This window comes from Nonomuraea thailandensis (assembly GCF_024172165.1).
In the GTDB taxonomy this organism is placed as follows: Bacteria; Actinomycetota; Actinomycetes; order Streptosporangiales; family Streptosporangiaceae; genus Nonomuraea; species Nonomuraea thailandensis.
This window is the reverse complement of the sequence record NZ_JAMZEB010000003.1, coordinates 12,457-28,945: the sequence shown is the minus strand read 5'-3', so window position 1 is coordinate 28,945 and position 16,489 is coordinate 12,457. Positions and strand designations below refer to the sequence as shown.

13 protein-coding genes are annotated in these 16,489 nt (G+C 72.4%); 3 read left to right on the top strand and 10 right to left on the bottom strand.

Features of this window, described 5'->3' with window-relative positions; translation table 11 throughout:
* Positions 1 to 634: 634 nt before the first annotated feature.
* Complete coding sequence (locus tag HD597_RS63560) at positions 635 to 1,918, top strand: hypothetical protein (RefSeq protein ID WP_253760222.1); 1,284 nt, start codon at positions 635 to 637, stop codon at positions 1,916 to 1,918.
* Between the two features lie 230 nt (positions 1,919 to 2,148).
* On the opposite strand, the gene HD597_RS63555 is transcribed toward HD597_RS63560, so the two are convergent.
* A complete protein-coding gene (locus HD597_RS63555; RefSeq protein WP_253760220.1) occupies positions 2,149 to 2,652 on the bottom strand; it encodes an MFS transporter in 504 nt (167 codons plus the stop codon).
* A 590-nt stretch (positions 2,653 to 3,242) separates the two neighbouring features.
* Between HD597_RS63555 and HD597_RS63550 the strand changes: the two genes are divergently transcribed.
* Positions 3,243 to 4,562, top strand: coding sequence for a helix-turn-helix domain-containing protein (locus HD597_RS63550; protein WP_253760219.1), 1,320 nt, complete (start codon positions 3,243 to 3,245; stop codon positions 4,560 to 4,562).
* A 30-nt stretch (positions 4,563 to 4,592) separates the two neighbouring features.
* On the opposite strand, the gene HD597_RS63545 is transcribed toward HD597_RS63550, so the two are convergent.
* From HD597_RS63545 to HD597_RS63515, 7 genes are all read right to left on the bottom strand, one after another.
* Positions 4,593 to 5,096 (bottom strand): DUF1707 SHOCT-like domain-containing protein, encoded by a 504-nt coding sequence (locus HD597_RS63545; protein WP_253760217.1) that lies wholly within the window; start codon positions 5,094 to 5,096, stop codon positions 4,593 to 4,595.
* Between the two features lie 134 nt (positions 5,097 to 5,230).
* Positions 5,231 to 6,067, bottom strand: a complete 837-nt coding sequence (locus HD597_RS63540; protein ID WP_253760215.1) for an ABC transporter permease — start codon at positions 6,065 to 6,067, stop codon at positions 5,231 to 5,233.
* Positions 6,057 to 6,992: an ABC transporter ATP-binding protein gene (locus HD597_RS63535; protein WP_253760213.1), complete on the bottom strand. Its 936-nt coding sequence runs from the start codon at positions 6,990 to 6,992 to the stop codon at positions 6,057 to 6,059. The genes HD597_RS63540 and HD597_RS63535 overlap by 11 nt, the downstream gene beginning before the upstream one ends.
* 40 nt (positions 6,993 to 7,032) lie before the next feature.
* Positions 7,033 to 9,666 carry a M16 family metallopeptidase gene (locus tag HD597_RS63530; RefSeq protein WP_253760211.1) on the bottom strand — a complete coding sequence of 878 codons (2,634 nt, stop codon included), beginning with the start codon at positions 9,664 to 9,666 and terminating at the stop codon, positions 7,033 to 7,035.
* 121 nt (positions 9,667 to 9,787) lie between these two features.
* Positions 9,788 to 10,423, bottom strand: coding sequence for a helix-turn-helix domain-containing protein (locus HD597_RS63525; RefSeq protein ID WP_253760208.1), 636 nt, complete (start codon positions 10,421 to 10,423; stop codon positions 9,788 to 9,790).
* Complete coding sequence (locus HD597_RS63520) at positions 10,420 to 11,574, bottom strand: M20/M25/M40 family metallo-hydrolase (protein WP_253760206.1); 1,155 nt, start codon at positions 11,572 to 11,574, stop codon at positions 10,420 to 10,422. The genes HD597_RS63525 and HD597_RS63520 overlap by 4 nt, the downstream gene beginning before the upstream one ends.
* Before the next feature lie 69 nt (positions 11,575 to 11,643).
* Entirely contained in the window at positions 11,644 to 12,609 is a 966-nt protein-coding gene (locus tag HD597_RS63515; protein ID WP_253760205.1) for an NAD-dependent epimerase/dehydratase family protein, read from the bottom strand.
* Between the two features lie 290 nt (positions 12,610 to 12,899).
* Here HD597_RS63515 and HD597_RS63510 point away from each other — a divergent pair, with 290 nt between their 5' ends.
* Complete coding sequence (locus HD597_RS63510) at positions 12,900 to 13,952, top strand: hypothetical protein (protein WP_253760204.1); 1,053 nt, start codon at positions 12,900 to 12,902, stop codon at positions 13,950 to 13,952.
* Between the two features lie 120 nt (positions 13,953 to 14,072).
* On the opposite strand, the gene HD597_RS63505 is transcribed toward HD597_RS63510, so the two are convergent.
* Together HD597_RS63505 and HD597_RS63500 are read right to left on the bottom strand one after the other, a co-directional pair.
* Positions 14,073 to 14,279: a hypothetical protein gene (locus HD597_RS63505; protein WP_253760203.1), complete on the bottom strand. Its 207-nt coding sequence runs from the start codon at positions 14,277 to 14,279 to the stop codon at positions 14,073 to 14,075.
* Positions 14,280 to 14,445: 166 nt separating this feature from the next.
* Complete coding sequence (locus HD597_RS63500) at positions 14,446 to 16,488, bottom strand: prolyl oligopeptidase family serine peptidase (RefSeq protein WP_253760202.1); 2,043 nt, start codon at positions 16,486 to 16,488, stop codon at positions 14,446 to 14,448.
* Position 16,489: the final 1 nt, after the last annotated feature.

Here is a 16,489-nt window from a genome sequence, read left to right as displayed (position 1 = left end):
GGATCGTCCGGCTGTAACCGCGCCGGCCTAACTGGCCGCCCGCGGGCTTTGTCATCCCTCCGAACAAGCAGGAGGCTTCACCATGGTAACCGGTAGACCACACGTCCTGCCAGCAGGACCGGCGACATGACGGAGCGTGTCGGGACAGCCATGTTCAAAACGGCACGTCAAATGCGGCGCTGGGGGCGGTTCTGGCCGGCTTGCTCCGGCGTGTCGCACCGCCGCATCCCGGCCCTGAGGCCTGTCGCATCCGGCGGCGGCCGGGCTGCGCAGATCGTCGTGCCCGGCATGTCCCGGCACGCCCACTGCAATGAGCCTTGCTCGCTGTTCGGCCCGTTGGCCGCCTGCTCGGGAAGCACACGCTCCTTCCGGCCTTCGCGCCCTGCCCTCCTTGACTCGCCGGCCGTGCCCTACGGCCCGGTGCCAGCTTCCTGCCTTGAGGAGCCGCCTTGACATGAGTAGAGCCCCGCCGGAGCGGGGCCCCCTCCCAACCACATATTGCGCAGGACCTGCTGTCTCGCCCCGGTTTGCGATGGCCATGGCGATCAGCTCTGTTCGTTGCGCCCTGTTTGCGCTTGGAGCCACCATAAGTACTGACCCAGAGTTCTGTGAAGTACGCCCTGGAGCGGAGGGCGTGTCGCAGAGCGCCTCACCGCCGCTGGACCCCGTCATCCCGGACGGGCACGTCCTCGCGCCCAGCAAGATCGTCTGGCTGGAGTGCGACGCCTACATGGCGGGCACGAGCTGGCACCGCCGCGACTGGCTGCGCAACTTCCAGCTCGTGGGCGAGGCGCTGGTGCGCAACACCGAGCCGTGGATGCAGACCCGTCACGGGATGACGTGGAAGTCGCTGATGGCTGATGCCGGCGTGTCCCGCTCCACGCTGGGCGACAGGCTGAAGTGGCGGCGTGAGCGCGGCCTGGTCCTCGTGGTGCAGACGGGGTCGACGGTGGAGACGCGGGAGGGCACCGGGTGGGGGCGGTGGGATGACGGGCTGGGCAACATCGCGGCGGAGTACGCGCTGATCTGCCCGGTGGCGGTGCTGGAGGCGCTGTACGGCGAGTTCTGGGCCGAGGAGCTCGGCGTGGACGACGGCTCCTGTTACGTGGAACGGCCGCGGCGCGGGACGCAGGCGGCCATCGTGGCGGACCCGATGCGGGAGGAGGTTCCGTGGCCGTGTGAGACCCGGTGCGCGAGGCCCGGGTTTCCGCAGGTCGAGCAGCCTGTGGATGAAACTCGGACGCTCCGGTTGTCAGTGGCTGATCTTTCTTCCGAATCTGTCCCTAACGCGAGGCCGCCTCTTCGGACCTTGGCTCCGTTCCCGCTGACGGCCTCGCCGGCGACGCGGGGGGAGCGGATCTGGGCGGGTGAGCGGGTGCGGGCCGAGCACGTGACCGTGCGAGGGCTGTCGGCGCGGGACCTGGGCCGGATCGGGCGGCCGTTGTTCGAGCTCGGGGCGACCCTGGGGGACTTCCTGCACGTGCTCAACGTGCACCCGGTGGAGGGGCAGTGGGCCAGCCCTGTGACGGGGCTGGGCGGGCTCCGCGGCTGGTGGGCCCTGGTGCGGCTGCGGCGGCGGCTGGAGGCGCGGGTGGCGGCCTGGATCGGCCCGGACGGGGCTCTGGTGGCGCCGCTGCCGTCGCAGGCGGCCGCGGCCGCGCGCCGGCAGGCGTGGGCGGACGCCGGGGGCGGCTGGCTGGAGCGCCTGGAGCGGGTGGTCGTGCAGCCGGACCCGCCGCGGCCTCAGCAGGCGCGCGCGGCCTGCCCGCCCTCGGTGCCGCCGGAGCAGGTACGGGCGGAGCTGCGCGAGCGGCTGGCGGGCGCGCGTACGTCGTGGGTGGCGGCGCGGGAGTCTCGGGTGCCGGGCAGGCTGGTGGCCGCGCGGCGGCGGGCGGCCGGGGAGCGGGCTCAGGCGTGAGGGGAACAGTGAATCTACAAAGTACAGGAGCGCGCGGCCCCCAGCCCTTCCAGGTGAGCGCCCTGACGGAGACCGCTCCCCCTCCCCGCATACCGGACATTCGATATGTTTCTGGGACATCGATGCCGGGAACGCCCGCGCTCGCGGTGCCGCACGTGACCGGGTTCGTAGCGGTGGCGTGAAGAGCCGTCTTTCTTTACTTTGTAGATTCAACGGCTGGTGTTCCGGGCTCAGCGGGGCCTGGTGAGCGACCACAGGGACACCGCCATGAGCACGGCGGTCAGGCCGCCGATGAAGGTGCCGGCCGGGACGCCGAGCACGGAGCCCAGCGGCACCAGGCGGCCTGCCAGCCCGGCCCCGATCGACCAGAAGCCGCCGATGGTCAGGCCGACGAGCACCCTGGAGATCAGCATGACCTCGTAGGAGGTCGCCACCGCGGCCAGCACGTCGGCCACGGCGAGCACCGCCATGAGGACGCACAGCATCAAGCGACGGTCCAGGCGGGCCGTGGTCAGGGTGACGGCGGGTGCGGCGACCGCGGCGACGACGCCCGGCAGGGCCATGGTCAGCCCTGTGGTGCCGTCGGAGACGCCGAAGTCGGCGCCGATGGCGGGCAGCAGGCCGATGGGCAGGATCTCGCTGGTGACGATGGCGAAGATGCCCAGCATGAGCGAGGCGACCGCGAGCCGGCCGGCGAGGGGCGAGCGGGGCCGGGCGAGCGTGGTGGTGGACATGACTCCCGTTCAGGCAGGTGCGCGTGGCGTGCGGGCACCCAGCCAAGCAGGGACGAAGGAGCGGGCACCGGCACGTTTCGGACGTCACCACCGCCCGCCACGAAATGACCGAATGCGGTTCTAATGCCGGCCCCGGGCGCCGGCCGGGGCCGGGGCGAAAGCGCTCAGGAAAGACCGGGAAAGCGCAACATACTTGAGCGCGTGCTCTTGTCCCGGTAATGAATAGCGATAGCCTATAAACCCTTTCGACCTGGTATGCGATGACGTCGGGGGCGTCCGATATCCATGCGGGTTCGTTCGGGGGTGATTCACGCGTGCCCGCGGGCCGGGCGGGCGCGCAGGAATGCCGCTGTACGGCCCTGAGAGCCACGTAGAGCGACTCTGGGGAGGGGTGAGACGACAACGGCGGCCCCTTGTGACAAGGCCGCCGTGCCGTCCGGTGTAGCGGGCGAACGCCACGCCGGATCGTGCCCCCTCAACCACTCCTGAGCCCGATTGAGGAGGGATGGCGTGAGCGTATCCAACGCCGCCCGGAAAGCGCGCATTTCATTGTTAGCCGTCACGCTCCGAGGGCCGAAGGAGTGTGGTGGGTGAGCAATCTGTCCGAAGAGTGGGCGATGTACTACGCTCCGGTGCGCTCGCAGACCGAGAAATTGGTTCTGGTGGCGCTGGCGCAGCGGACCTCCGACGACGGTTGCAATGGCTTCAAATCCAAGAAGACGCTGGCGCAGGCGGCCATGTGCGACGTCAAGACGGTTCAGCGGGCGCTGGCGGAGCTGAGGGCGCGCGGCGTGATCGCGTCGGGGGATCAGAGCGCGGCCGCCTACATCGACCGGCGTTACCGGCCGCACGTGTACGACCTGCAGATCCCCTACTCCTGGTACAGCGCGGCCCAGATGGAGCACGTGACCATGGAACGGGCCGCGCGGGGGCTGCCGCCGCTCACCCCGCGGCAGCGGCCGGACCTGGACGCGGCGCCGCCCCGGGCGGCGCGCAGCGACAAGGGCAAGGCGGCGCCGCAGCGCCGGCCCAAGTCGCTGGGCCCTCGGGATCCGGAGGGCCCGGGCGCGGGATCGAGAGGGGACTCCGAGTCCCCCCTGCGCGGCAGGGGGGACTCTCAGTCCCGGCCAGGGGGGATTGAGAGTCCCTTGAGGGGGGATTCTCAATCCCCCGATTCCTTCAGTGACTCCCTGAAAAGAGATTCCGGGAAGGGTGCCGATCCCGCCGCAGGCGGCCCACCGGTACGTAGGAGGCGGGCCCGCGCGGCCGTCCCGGCCGGAGGGCAGGAGGGGCGTTCGTCGACGGTGGCGGCGGTCGCGGTGTTCGCGCGGCTGCCCGAGGACCTGCGCCGGGGCATCGGCGAAGGCGCTTCCGGCAGGGTGCTGGAGGTGATCCGGCGGGAGCTGGTCAGCCGGAGCGTGCCCGAGCTCGCCGAGCGGGTCGAGCGCCGGTGGGCGTGGTGGCTGGCCACCGGGCAGCAGGTCGGGGATCCGGTCGCGGCGGCGATCACGGTGCTGCGGGCGCGCAGGTGCGCGAACCTGCGGTGCGAGGACGGCCAGGACCTGGACCGGGGCGGCACCTGTGCGGCCTGCGCCGGGAACTCCTCCGCCCGCGGCTCTGCCCCGGCGGCCCCGGCGGCCAGGCCTGCGCGGTGGGCAGGGGCGGCGGTGGGCGGCGGCCCGCGATCCGCCGGCGCGGGCGATGAGCACACCGGGCAGCCGGGCGGGCCGGGCGAGCCTCCGGACGGCGCCCGGGCCGGTGGCATGGCCGACGGCGTGAACGGTGGCGTGAACGGTGGCGGCGGCGGTGATGGGCCGGGGCAGGCTGCCCGGCAGGCGATCGAGGAGGCCCGGGCGGCGCTGCGGCTCGTCGGCAGGCCGGCGCCGCGGCGGCAGGCGGAGCCGCTGTGAGCGGCCCGGTGAGCGGCGCAGGTGCGGCGTTCAGGTGCGGCGGCGCAGCAGGAACACCGCTCCCGCCACCACCGCGATCCCCGCGGCGACCAGCAGGAAGACGAACAGGGAGCCGTGGTAGTGGTTGCGGCCGCCGAGCAGCGCGGCGACCACGATCGCCAGGATCAGCCACGGCGCGAGCCGGTCGTGCCGCTGCTTCCGCCCGGCCCCGGCGGGCCCGCCAGGGCCGGTGGGGCCGGTGGGGCCGGTGGGCGGGCCGGGCATGGCGGGCCCGGGCAGGTCGGCGGTCACCCGGTGCAGGTCCTCGGCGTACCGGGCGGTGAGCACGGCGGCCAGGCGCTCGTCGAGGTCCTCGCCGGTGAGCCGGCCCTGGGCGTAGTGCTCGCGCAGGGCGGCCGCCACGGCGTCGCGCTCGGCGTCGCCGACGCGCACGGCATGGCCGTCGCGGCCGGTCCAGGGCCGGTGCGCCCGGGGCCGGTGGCCGGTCCAGGATCGGGGGAAGGCGAACTCGAAGTCGTCGTCATCGCTGGTCATCGCTCGCTCCAGGGGATGCGGGACGACGGGGCTCCTCCGGCGTCCCGGCGGAGCCCCGTCGTCGCGGAATATGAACCTCACCCTTGATCGTGATCAAGGAGCTTGGGAAGAAGAGCTGGTCACAAGGCGGGCTGTCAGCCGTGGCGGGGCTCCCAGCGGAAGTACTTGCGGGCGATCAGCGTCCCGACGACGATCCACGCCCAGATGAGCAGGAGCCGCGGCGCGGCCGCGCCCCACGACTCGGCGAAGCCGACCGCCGGGTGCGGGGCGCCCTCGGTGAAGTCGAGGCCGAAGTAGCCGATGCGGATGACGTCCACGACCGGGGAGAGCGGCAGGGACGCGGCGATGCGCTGGAGCAGCTCGGGCATGCCCGACAGCGGGAAGCTGGCCTGGGAGGTGGCGGCCAGGACCAGCATCGCCGGCAGCACGGTGATCTGCGCGGACTCGCCGCTCTTGGTGACGCCGGACAGGGCGGCCGCCAGCGGGACGAACATGACCGAGCCCAGGACCACGCCGAGGAACAGCAGCGGCAGGTTGCGGGGCAGGTGCCCGCCCAGGGTGGTGATGCTCAGGGTGATCAGGACGGCCGCCTGCACGACGTAGACCAGGGTGGTGGCCAGGCCGCTGCCGGCGAAGATGGCCGCCTCGGACAGGACGCTGCCGCGCATGCGCTTGAGGACCAGTTCCTCCCGGCGGACGGTGAAGACTGTCGTCAGGTGCATGAAGGTGACGAAGAAGCCGGCCAGGGCGAGCATGCCGGTCAGGGTGTAGAGGCCGGTGGAGACGCCGGAGACGTAGCCGCTGCGCAGCAGCAGCGCCACGCTGCCCAGCAGCAGGGGGAAGGCGATGGCGGTGAAGAACGCCATGCGGTTGCGGAAGAGCAGCGTCAGGTCGAGCCGGGCCAGTCTCCAGGTGTGGCCGATCAGCTGGGACGGGTCGAAGGCCAGGGGCTGGGGCTGGTTAAGCGCCATGAGCCACCTCCAGGAAGACGTCCTCCAGGGAGGCGCTGCGCACCTCGAGCCGGGTCAGGACGAGACGGTGTTCGGACGCCCAGGCCAGCAGGCGGGCCAGGGCTTGCTGGGTGTCGACGGGGTCGGGGCTGAGCCGGTACTCGACCGTGCCCCGCTCCACCTGGGGCTGCACGCCGCCCAGGACGGGCAGGTGGCGGGCGGCCACCTGGGCGGGGTGCTGGAAGCGGATGCTGTGCCCGTGGGCGGCCACCACCTCGGCGACCGTGCCGGACAGCTCGATCCGGCCGGCGTGCATGATGGCCAGCCGGCTGGCGAGCTGCTCGGCCTCCTCCAGGTAGTGGGTGGTCAGCAGGACGGTGGTGCCGGCGGCGACCAGGTCCCGGATGAGGGTCCAGGTGTTGCGGCGCGCCTCGGGGTCCATGCCGGTGGTGGGCTCGTCCAGGAACAGCACCTCGGGCTGGGCCAGCGTGGCCAGGGCCAGGTCCAGGCGGCGCTTCTGCCCGCCGGACAGCTGCCTGACCCGCACGCCCGCCTTGTCGGCGAGCTCGACCCGCTCCAGGATCTCCACGGCCGAGTGCGGCTTGCGCGGGGAGACGTCCCGCCAGAACCGGACGGTCTCGTCCACGGTCAGGTCGCCGAAGAACCCGCCTTCCTGCAGCATCAGGCCGGTGCGGGCGCGGACCCTGGCCCGCTCCTTGAACGGGTCGTGGCCGAGCACCTTCACGGCGCCGCCGGTGGGGGCCGAGAACCCTTCCAGGACCTCGATGGTGGTGGTCTTGCCGGCGCCGTTGGTGCCCAGCAGCGCGAACAGCTCGCCCGGCTGGACCTGGAAGGAGATGCCGCGCACGGCCTCGAAGTCGCCGTAGCTCTGCCGCAGGTCTTGTACCTCGATGGCGGGTGCGCCCCGGGTGCCGTCCGAGATCATCGCTGGTGAAACCTCGTGTGTGATCATGGATTTCTCAGCCTTACCTGTAGGTGGGGATGCTGTCGGCGTCGCCGAGGGCGACTCCGGTGAAGATTCCGGGGGCAAGGAACTCCTGACTCGCGGTGCGGACGTCCTCGTGGCGGACGGTGGCGAGCTTCTCGCTGTACTCGAACACGCCGGTGGGCGGCAGTCCGAGGGCGAGCCGTCCGGAGATGGTGTTGGCCAGGTCGCCCTGGCTGCCGACGCCGGCCAGCCACTGGCCGACCAGGTGGTCGCGGGCGCTTTCGAACTCGGCCACGTCGAACGGGCTCTCGGCGAGCTTCTCGATGAGGCGGTGGAACTCCGTGATCGCGGTGTCCGCGACCTCCCTCCTGGCCTCGAAGCTGACCAGCAGCATCGATCCGTCCGCTTCCGGCTCGATCACCGACCTGGCCGAGTAGGTGAGGCCGCGCTTCTCGCGCAGCTCGGTGGACAGGCGGGAGGAGAAGTAGCCGCCGAAGGCCGCGTTGGCCACCTCCAGGGTCGGGAAGCTGGGATGGTCGGGGGCGGGCCAGCGGGCGCCGAAGCGCACGTGGGTCTGCGCCGTGCTCTTGTCGTCGATCACCTCGAGCCCGGCCTCCTGGACCGGGGCGGGCCCGCGCGCCGGCTCCGGTTGTGCCCCGCAGGCGCGCCGCCAGGGGGCCAGCGCCTCGGCGACCTCGCCGAGGACGTCGTCGGGGTCGAGGTCGCCGACCAGCACGAGGCTGGCGGCCGCCGGGGCGATCCGGGTGGCGTGCAGGTTCTCCAGGTCCGCGGCGGTGACGGCGAGCACCTCCGCGGCGCCGGCGTGCTCGTCGGCCTGGCCGCCCAGCAGCCTGCGGCGCAGCGCCGTACGGGCGGCGGCCGCGGGGCGGGCGGCCAGGGCGGCGATCTGGCGGGCGATCAGCGTGCGGGTCGTCGCGACGTCGCCGTCGTCGTACCCGCCGGGGTCGGCCAGCGCCCCGGCGAGGACGCGCAGCACGTCGGCGACCGCGGTCGCGGGCCCGTCGCCGGACAGGACCAGCTGCCGGGTGTCGGCCAGCGGCACCACGGTCCATCCGGTCTGTTCCAGCTCGGCGGCCTGCGGGCAGCGGCTCTCGCGCAGCAGCATGGCGCCCAGGACCGCCTGCGCGGCGGCCTGCGCCGCGTCCGCGCACGGCAGGGCGATGCGCAGGCGCAGCGAGACGAGCGGCACGGCGGGCGAGCGGACCGCCACCACCCGCAGGCCGGTGTCGAGGACGACGTCGCTGAGCGGGCTCGGCTGGACGGGCTGCAGCGGCGCCAGCGGAGGCGGTTCGAGCGCCCGGCGGGACGGCCGGTCGGCGGGGACCTCGGCGAGCGCGCCGGGGTCGCGGGCCGGCCGGACCGGGACGCCCGTCTCCCGGTCGGGCGGGACCGGGCGGACGGTCACCCGCGCGCGGGCGCCGTCGAGCAGCCGTCCCGCCGCCTCCTGCAGCTCCTTGGTGGTCAGCAGCTCCAGCCGGGCGGGCAGCTCGTGGGTGAGCTCGGCCGCCCCGTACAGCGACTCCAGGCGGCCGTGGCTCCTGGCCCGCTCGCCGACCCGGCCGTGGGCGCGGCTCCACAGGGTGGCGCAGCGGCGGGCCGCCCCGGCCAGCTCCGCGTCGTCGGCGCCGTCGGACCGCAGCCGGTCCAGCTCGGCGTCGACGACGGCGATGATGCGCTCCTCGTCGAGGTCCTTGGGGTAGTAGGCGCTGACCACGAACGTGTCGGGGTCGCGGGCGCGCAGCGGCCCGCCGATGAGCCCGCACCCCGCCTTGACCCGGACCGAGCCGAGGTCGCGCTCGAGCAGGGCGCGGTTCAGCCGGGCGCTGACGCCGCCGGTCAGGGCGGTGCCCAGGACCATGTGGGCGAGGTAACCGGTCAGGTCGGTCTGCGGGTCCGGCAGGCGGTAGCCCAGGGCCAGGGCGGGCCCGGGAGCGTGCTCGTCGAGGTGGACCTGGTGGTATTCGCCGTCGCGGTGCGGTTCGGGGGTGTGCCCGTCCCGCAGCGGCCGGGCGGGGATGGCGGAGAAGTAGGCGTCGGCGAGGCCGGCCACGTGGCCCGGGTCGAAGTCGCCGCAGACGGACAGGACGCAGTTGCCGGGGTGGTAGTAGGCGTCGAAGAAGTCCCGGCAGTCGGCGGCCGTCGCGCTGTCGAGGTCGCCGAAGTCGCCGTAGCCGTCATGCGTGTTGGCGAAATGCTGATAAAGCGTCTGCGGCAGGACCGGCCAGGGGAAACGCCCGTAGGCCTTGCCGGTCACGTTCTTGCGGATCTCCTCCTTGACCACGGCAAGCTGGGTCGCAAGAGAGCGCTCGGTGAGCCGCGGCGCCCGCATCCGGTCGGCCTCGAGGAAGAAGACACGCTCAAGCGCCGAATGCGGGACCGTCTGATAGAAATTCGTCGCATCCGGGCCGGTGGAGCCGTTGAAGGAGCCGCCGGCGGCCTGGACCAGCCGCCCGTGCTCGCCCGGGGCCACGTTCTCGCTGCCCTGGAACATCAGGTGCTCGAACAGGTGGGCGAACCCGGTGCGGCCCACCGGCTCGGAGCGGAAACCGACACCGTAGTGCAGGCTGACCCCCACCATGGTGGCGCCCGGATCCGGGGTCAGCACCAGCCGCAATCCGTTGGGTAACAGAACGCGGATTACCTCACTCATTTCGCCCCTCCTGATCGCGGCGGCAGGTAGATGCAGTTTCCGTTGACGTGTTCAGCGAGCGCTTCGTAGCGTCACTTGACGGGTTTCTCGTGAGCTGACTCGGCGACCTGCGGAGTCACCGTCACCCTGCTGCGGCAATGGCCGGATGACGTCGTTGTGCCTCTGGGAGGCGATGGGAGCGGACATGCAGTGGACGCAGATGGGCGGGACGATCGGGACGGTCGGCGGCGGTGCGGTCGATGCGGTCGGGGCGGCCCGCGGGCCGCTCGGCGAGGAGACGGGACGCCTTCAGGCCCGCCTGGAACCGGCTGCGCGCGCCGAGCCGGTTCATCAGGTCGGCGGTGACCCGCCGGACGGTGCGCAATGAGACGTCCAGATTGCGGGCGACCATCTCGTCGGTACAGCCTTGGGCGAGCAGCTGCAGCACCTGCCATTCCCGGGCGGAGATGGCGGTGCTCGTACGCGATGCGGCGCCCGCCGGTCCGGCCTGCTCCGCCGGGCCGGGCGTGCCGGCCGGGGGCGGGCTCAGCTGCGCCTGCGCCCGGGACAGCAGGATGGACATGCCCGTTTCCGGATGGGCGACCGTGAACCGGCCGTCGCTGCCGTAGTGGAGCAGGCCGAGGTCGGCCAGCAGCCGCAGGCAGCGCTCCACGCTCTCGGGGTCGGCGCCGAGCACCCGGGCGATCTCCCCGGCCCGCCGGTCCTGGCCGGTCCGCAGCATCGTGTACACCTGCGCCGCGCGCACCTGCCCGTTCATCGCCGGGCCTCCGTCGTCGTCAGCCAGTGCGCCAGCGCGGAGCCGAGGGTCGCGGCGAACTCCTCCAGCTCGCCGGTCTCGACGTACTCGCCGGGCCGCCGGGTGCGGGACAGCTCGCCCGGCCCGTAGAGGACGACGGGGACGCCGGCGTCCTGGAAGGCCCGGGCGTCGCTGGGGCAGGGGTACTGGCACCAGCCCAGGGCGGGGTTGACGTTCCTGAGCACCTCGGCGAACGCGCGGTGGCCCAGGTCGGTGGCGGGGAAGCGGGGGGTGCCGCTCTCCCAGGAGGGCAGCGGGAGCCCGCCGGCCTCGAAGCGGTCGCTCAGGTGGCGCCGTACCACGTCGAGCGCCACCTCGTGGGGGAGCAGCGGCGGGAGGGCGACGGCGAACTCGACCACGGCGCTGGCGGCGGGCTCGGCGGCGTCGTGGCCGGCGTGCAGGAGGCCGGGCAGCACGTAGCGGAACTGCTGGCGGGTGGGGTAGAGCCGGCGCAGCTCCTGGTCGGCGGCGTTGAGCGCGAGCAGCGCGGTGGCGGCGTGGGTCGCGGCGTTGGTGCGGTCGGTGGCCATGGCCATGGTCCCGGCGTCGCCGGTCGACTGCAGTTGGTAGCGGGCCAGGCCGTAGGCGGCGGTGCACACGTGCCCGCCCGTGGGCTCGGGGATGACGGCCAGGTCCGGCGCGGGCAGCCCCTGCCCGGTGACCTGGCCGGCCAGGAGGCCTGCCAGGAGGTCGGTGGTGCCGGCGCCACCCTGGTGGGCGCCGACGACGAGCTGAACGGTGATCCGCCCCGTGAGGCCGTCGCGCGCGCTGAGCCCGCGCAGGACCGCGATCGTCGCGGCGATCCCGCCGAGCATGTCGCTGGCGCCGGGCCCGTACACGCGGCCGGGCTCGCGGGGCGCCTGCGCGGCGTTGTCGTGGAGGAACGGCTCGATGTCGATGTGCGCGTTCACGATGACGTGCGGGCCGGCGGCGGAGAACGCGTGGGTGGCGGTGATCTGCTGCGCGTCGCCATACGGGCGGACGTCGTGGTCGAGCCCGAGCCTGGCCAGCTCGGCCCCGGCCAGGGCGAGGGCGTCGGAGACGCCCGGGCTGTGCCGGATGGGCAGCCGCTCGACCAGCTGGGATGTCAGCTCCGTCGGGGAGAGATTCACCGTTTCACCTCCTAGATCTGAGACGGTAAGACGAGATGCGGAGCCAGGGGAGGGACTACCTGCCACCTGTCAGGCATATGCCAGCGCTCTGCCCGGGGCCTGTACCCGGCTGTGCATGAAGCAACGGGAGAGACCCTCGGTGAGCAGGGTGAGCGGGCGGAAGCCCAGCTCGGTGTAGGCCCGCTCGGTGGAGGGGATCTGGACGGTGACGGGCCGGTCGTGGGGCTTGCGGCGCGAGGACGGGCGCGGCGCCGTGACGACGCTGGCGCTGCCGATCAGGTCGATGGCCAGCAGCGCCGCGTCGCGGATGCTGAAGGTCTCCACCGAGGCGATGTTGTAGCAGGCACGCGGGGTGGTGGCGTCGTTGGTGCGGCCCATCGCCGCGATGATGCCCTGGGCCACGTCGTCGACGTAGGTGAAGTTGCGCAGCTGGGTGCCGCCGTCGGGCAGGACGATGGGACGGCCGGTCAGCGCGGCGGACATGATCTTCCCGAACACGGACCTGCCGGGCTGGCCGGGGCCGTAGGTGCCGAAGGGCCGGATGACGGTGGTCGCCTTGCCGGGCAGCAGGCCGAACTGCTCGACGATGCGCTCGCCCACGATCTTGGCCCGGGCCGCCCGGCTCTGCGGGGCGAGGGGGTCGTCCTCGTCCAGCAGCCGGCCCGGCCCGTCGCCGTAGACCTCGGCGCTGGAGCAGTAGATCAGGTGGCGGCAGTCCTTGGTGATCGCGGCGGAGGTGAGGGCGGCCGTCCCGCGGGCGTTGATCGTGTAGAGGCCGGCGCCGCGGTGTCTGCGGTGCGGGACCGTGGTCTCGGTGCCGAGATGGACGACGGTCTCGGCGCCCGTGACGGCCGCGTAGAGGGCGTCCTGGTCGGTGATGTGCCCGCGGACGTACTCCAGGCGCAGGCCCGGCACCTGCTCCGGCACGACGGGGCTCAGGACCCGGACGGTGGCGCCGGGCGAGCAGAGGGCGAGCTGCTGAAGGAGCGCCGACCGGAGGAATCCGCTCCCGATTACCGCTAGGGGTGCTTGCACGTGCTTTCTCCTTTGCGTTTCTTTTCCGGCAGGCGCGCTTACCCGGCACCGGTGTCTCGTTCGTTGCGAATGCCCTGGGCACTGGCGGGCACGACACGGCTTGGCGAATCGCACATTAGGCGGCGCGGCCATTCCGGAAGAGGGAGAAGATGCCGGATGGCAACAAGAAGCACACCCATTACGGGTAGAGATGATGCGGTTACGTACGGCTACCAGATAAATGTTCTCATGTGGCGGTGTTATAGTGCCCGCGCTGCTCACTGTCGCACTTAGAGCTCAGCGGGGGATCTGTGACGGAAAATGCACGGACCAAAGAGCACAACGAGAGCGCCGCGGTCGAGATGGGTGACCTTCTGGGCGGGCTGCTGCCCGAGCGGCTGGCCAACAGCTACGCGGCATTTCTGAGCCACGGTGAATGCTCCGAATCGGAGGCGGCGGAACGCGCGGGCTCGCCCGTTTCGCTGGAGGAGCTGATAAGCCGCGGCCTCGTCCACCGGGTGGTCTACAGCTCCTCGACCGCCATCCGGCCCACCGACCCCACCCTGGCCTTCCGCGACATCATCCACGACCTGCAGAGGCAGCTGATCGAATCGAGCGATCAGCTCGCCGCGGCCTACGGCCGGCTCAACGACATCCAGCGGATCTTCTCGCAGCGGGCCATCGAGCAGGCCCCCGAGGAGGGGATCAGGATCGTGACCGACCGGGAGGAGATCCACTCGCTGTCGCTGTCCCTGATCAACTCGGCCCAGTCCGACTTCCTGGGCCTGCACACCTGGCGTTTCAACACGCCGCTGCGCAAGGAGAGCTCGGCCCCGCCGCCGCGCAGCGTGATCTCGCGCAACGTCCGCTGCCGGTCGGTCTACTCCACCGAGTACTTCGACAACGAGGTCGGCTACTACGTCATCCAGAGCTCGATCGTCGAGGGCGAGGAGGTGCGGATCATGCGCAACCTGCCGATGAAGATGAAGCTCGTCGACGAGGAGGTCGCGATGCTCCCGCTGACCCCCAGCGGCGCCAGCGGGATCGCCCTGGTCAAGGCGCCCGTCATCGTCAAGGCGCTGCGGCAGTACTTCGAGCTGCTGTGGGCCAGGGCCACGCCGGTCGCCTCGCCCGCCGGCGCCGAGGTGGCTCCGGCGCCCTCCGCCCACAGCGGGCCCAGCGAGCTGCAGCTCCAGCTCGTGGGGATGATGGCACTCGGGCTCAAGGACGAGTCGATCGCCAACCGCACCGGCATGAGCCTGCGCACGGTCCGCCGCCACATCTCCACGATCATGGAAATGCTCTCGGCGGAGACCCGGTTCGCCGCCGGCGTCATGGCCTCCAAGCGCGGCTGGATCAAATGAAAAGAGAGAGAGCCAGAACCGAATTCGGTTCTGGCTCTCTCTTCTTCGGATATGAGGCCCGCGGGCCGGTGTGCCGAGGTTCGCGTTTCAGGGTCCAACCGCCTTCGCAAGTCCAGTCGTCTAGTGCCAGGGGTCGCCATCGGAGGTCACCGGGCCGCCCTCCGTCTCCTCACCCGGCTCGACCGGCTCGACCGGAGCCGCGGTCCACGGGTCGTCAAAAGCCACCGACGCCTGCGCGGGCTGGGAGAAAGAAGGCAGGGACGAGGCGAGAGCGGCCGCGGCGAAAATGGCGAAGAACGTCGTGGCAATGCGGCGGGACACGTTCATTTTAATTCCTTCCCGATGCGGGGCTTCCGGCTGATCTTTTCGGTGGCGATTGAAAAGATAGGATCCGGGCCCGCCACTCAGGGAGGCAGGACGTGCCACGTGACAACAAGTGGACGGCACAATCCGCCGCAATCTCCGCGCGGGTATCGGCGACCTGCGAGAACGCTCAGTCCATGGCCAGCCCCGTATAGGTGGCGCAGAAGGACAACGTGTCGGCGATGAGGTCGACCGCGCGGGCGGCGGCCCGGGTGCCGTGCCCGGTGCCGTGCTCCACCCGCAGCAGCACGGGGATGGTGTCGTCCACCGAGACCGTCGCCCACTGCAGCGCCGCGCACATCTTGCGGGCGTGCGCCGGATCGACCCGGGTGTCGGCGTCGGAGACGGTCAGCAGCGTGGCCGGGTAGGCGACCCCGGGGCGGACCCGGTGGTAGGGGGAGTAGCCGTACAGCCAGGCGAACTCCTCGGGGTCGGAGGCCGAGCCGTACTCCGCCCGCCACGCCGGCCCCAGCCCGGAGGTCTCGTAGCGGACCATGTCGAGCAGCGGGGCGGAGCTGACGGCCGCCGCGTAGAGCTCGGGCCGCTGGGTGAGCGCCGCGCCGACCAGGAGCCCGCCGTTGGAGCCGCCCACGATGGCCAGCTGGTCCGGGGTGGTCCAGCCGCCGGCGATGAGCTTCTCGGCCGCGGCGTGGAAGTCGTCGATGGAGTTCTGCTTGCCGCCGCGCATGCCGGCGCGGTGCCACTGCTCGCCCTCCTCGCCGCCGCCGCGCAGCTGCGCGATCGCGTACACGCCGCCCGCCTCCACCCAGGCCAGCGCCTGGGCCGAGAACCCGGGCGCCATGGAGCGGCCGAACCCGCCGTACCCGCTCAGGATGCAGGGGCGGGCCTGCCCGCCGCCCGGCGGGGACAGCACCCGCATCCGGACCGTCGTGCCGTCCTTGGAGGAGAACTCCACGAACCGGCTGACCACCTCCGGCCGGCGGGCCTGGCCGGCCGCCGCCCACAGCGTGGTCCGGCCGTCGCGCTCGTCGTAGCGCCACACCGAGACGGGGGTGACGTCGTCGGTGTAGACGAACCACGCCTGCGGCCCGCCCTCGGGCCGGGCCGACAGCGAGGCGGCGGACCCGATCCCCGGCAGGGGGACCGCGCCGAGCACCGCGCCGGTACGCGCGTCGTGCCGGGTCAGCTCGCTCACCGCGTGCCGGGTCCTGGCCACCAGGAGCACGCCGCCGTCCAGGAACGCGAAGTCCGACAGCACCGCCCGCCCGTCCTCGGGCACCAGGTCCCGCCAGGACTCGTAGCGCAGGTCGGACAGCTCGGCGGTGACGATCCGGCCGCGCGGGGCGTCCCGGTCGGTCATCAGGTACGCGCGCCCGTCCGGCCCGACCCGCAGCGCGGTGTGGGCGTCCACGCCCTCCTGCACGACCCGCAGCTCGGGGGCGTGCGGCGGCGCGGCGGACAGGTCGGCCAGCCACAGGTCGTTGCCGGGCGCGGTGCCCAGCGACGCGGCGACGGTCAGCCACCGTCCCCCGCCGGTGACGTTGAGCCGGTAGTGCGTCGTGGCGTCCCGGCCGGCGCCGAAGACCAGCGCGTCCTGCTCCGGGTCGGTGCCGACGCGGTGCAGGAGGACCGCCTTGCCGCCGGAGCGGCGGCGGACGTAGTAGAAGGCGCTGCCGTCGGCGAGCCAGGCGATCGGCGAGTACCGGGACCGGTCGATCGGGCCGTCGATGATCGCGCCCGTCTCGACGTCCAGGACGAACAGCGAGGACTCCTCCGTGCCGCCTGCGGAGATCTGGTAGGCGAGCAGGGAGCCGTCCGCGGACGGCTGCCAGGAGTCGATGATGGTCCTGCCCTCCGGGTCCAGGACGTGCGGGTCCAGGAGCACGCGCTCGGCGCCGTCCGCCCCGGCCACGTGCAGCACCATGTACTCCTGCTGCTCGTTCTGCCGCATGAAGAAGGCCCGCTCGCCGTGCCAGGAGGGCGGCCCGACGATCCCGGTGCGGTGCAGCTCGCCGGCTCGCCGGCGGAACCGGTCACGGCCGTAGAAGTCGGCCGCGTGCTGCTCGTAGCGGGCCTCCTGCGCGGCCAGCCACCGCTGGGTGGCCGGGTCGGAGGGGTCCTCCAGCCACCGGTAGGGGTCGGCGACGGAGACCCCGTGGATCTCCTCGACCAGGCCCAGCCGGGGAGCGGGCGGATAAGGGGTGGCGAGCATG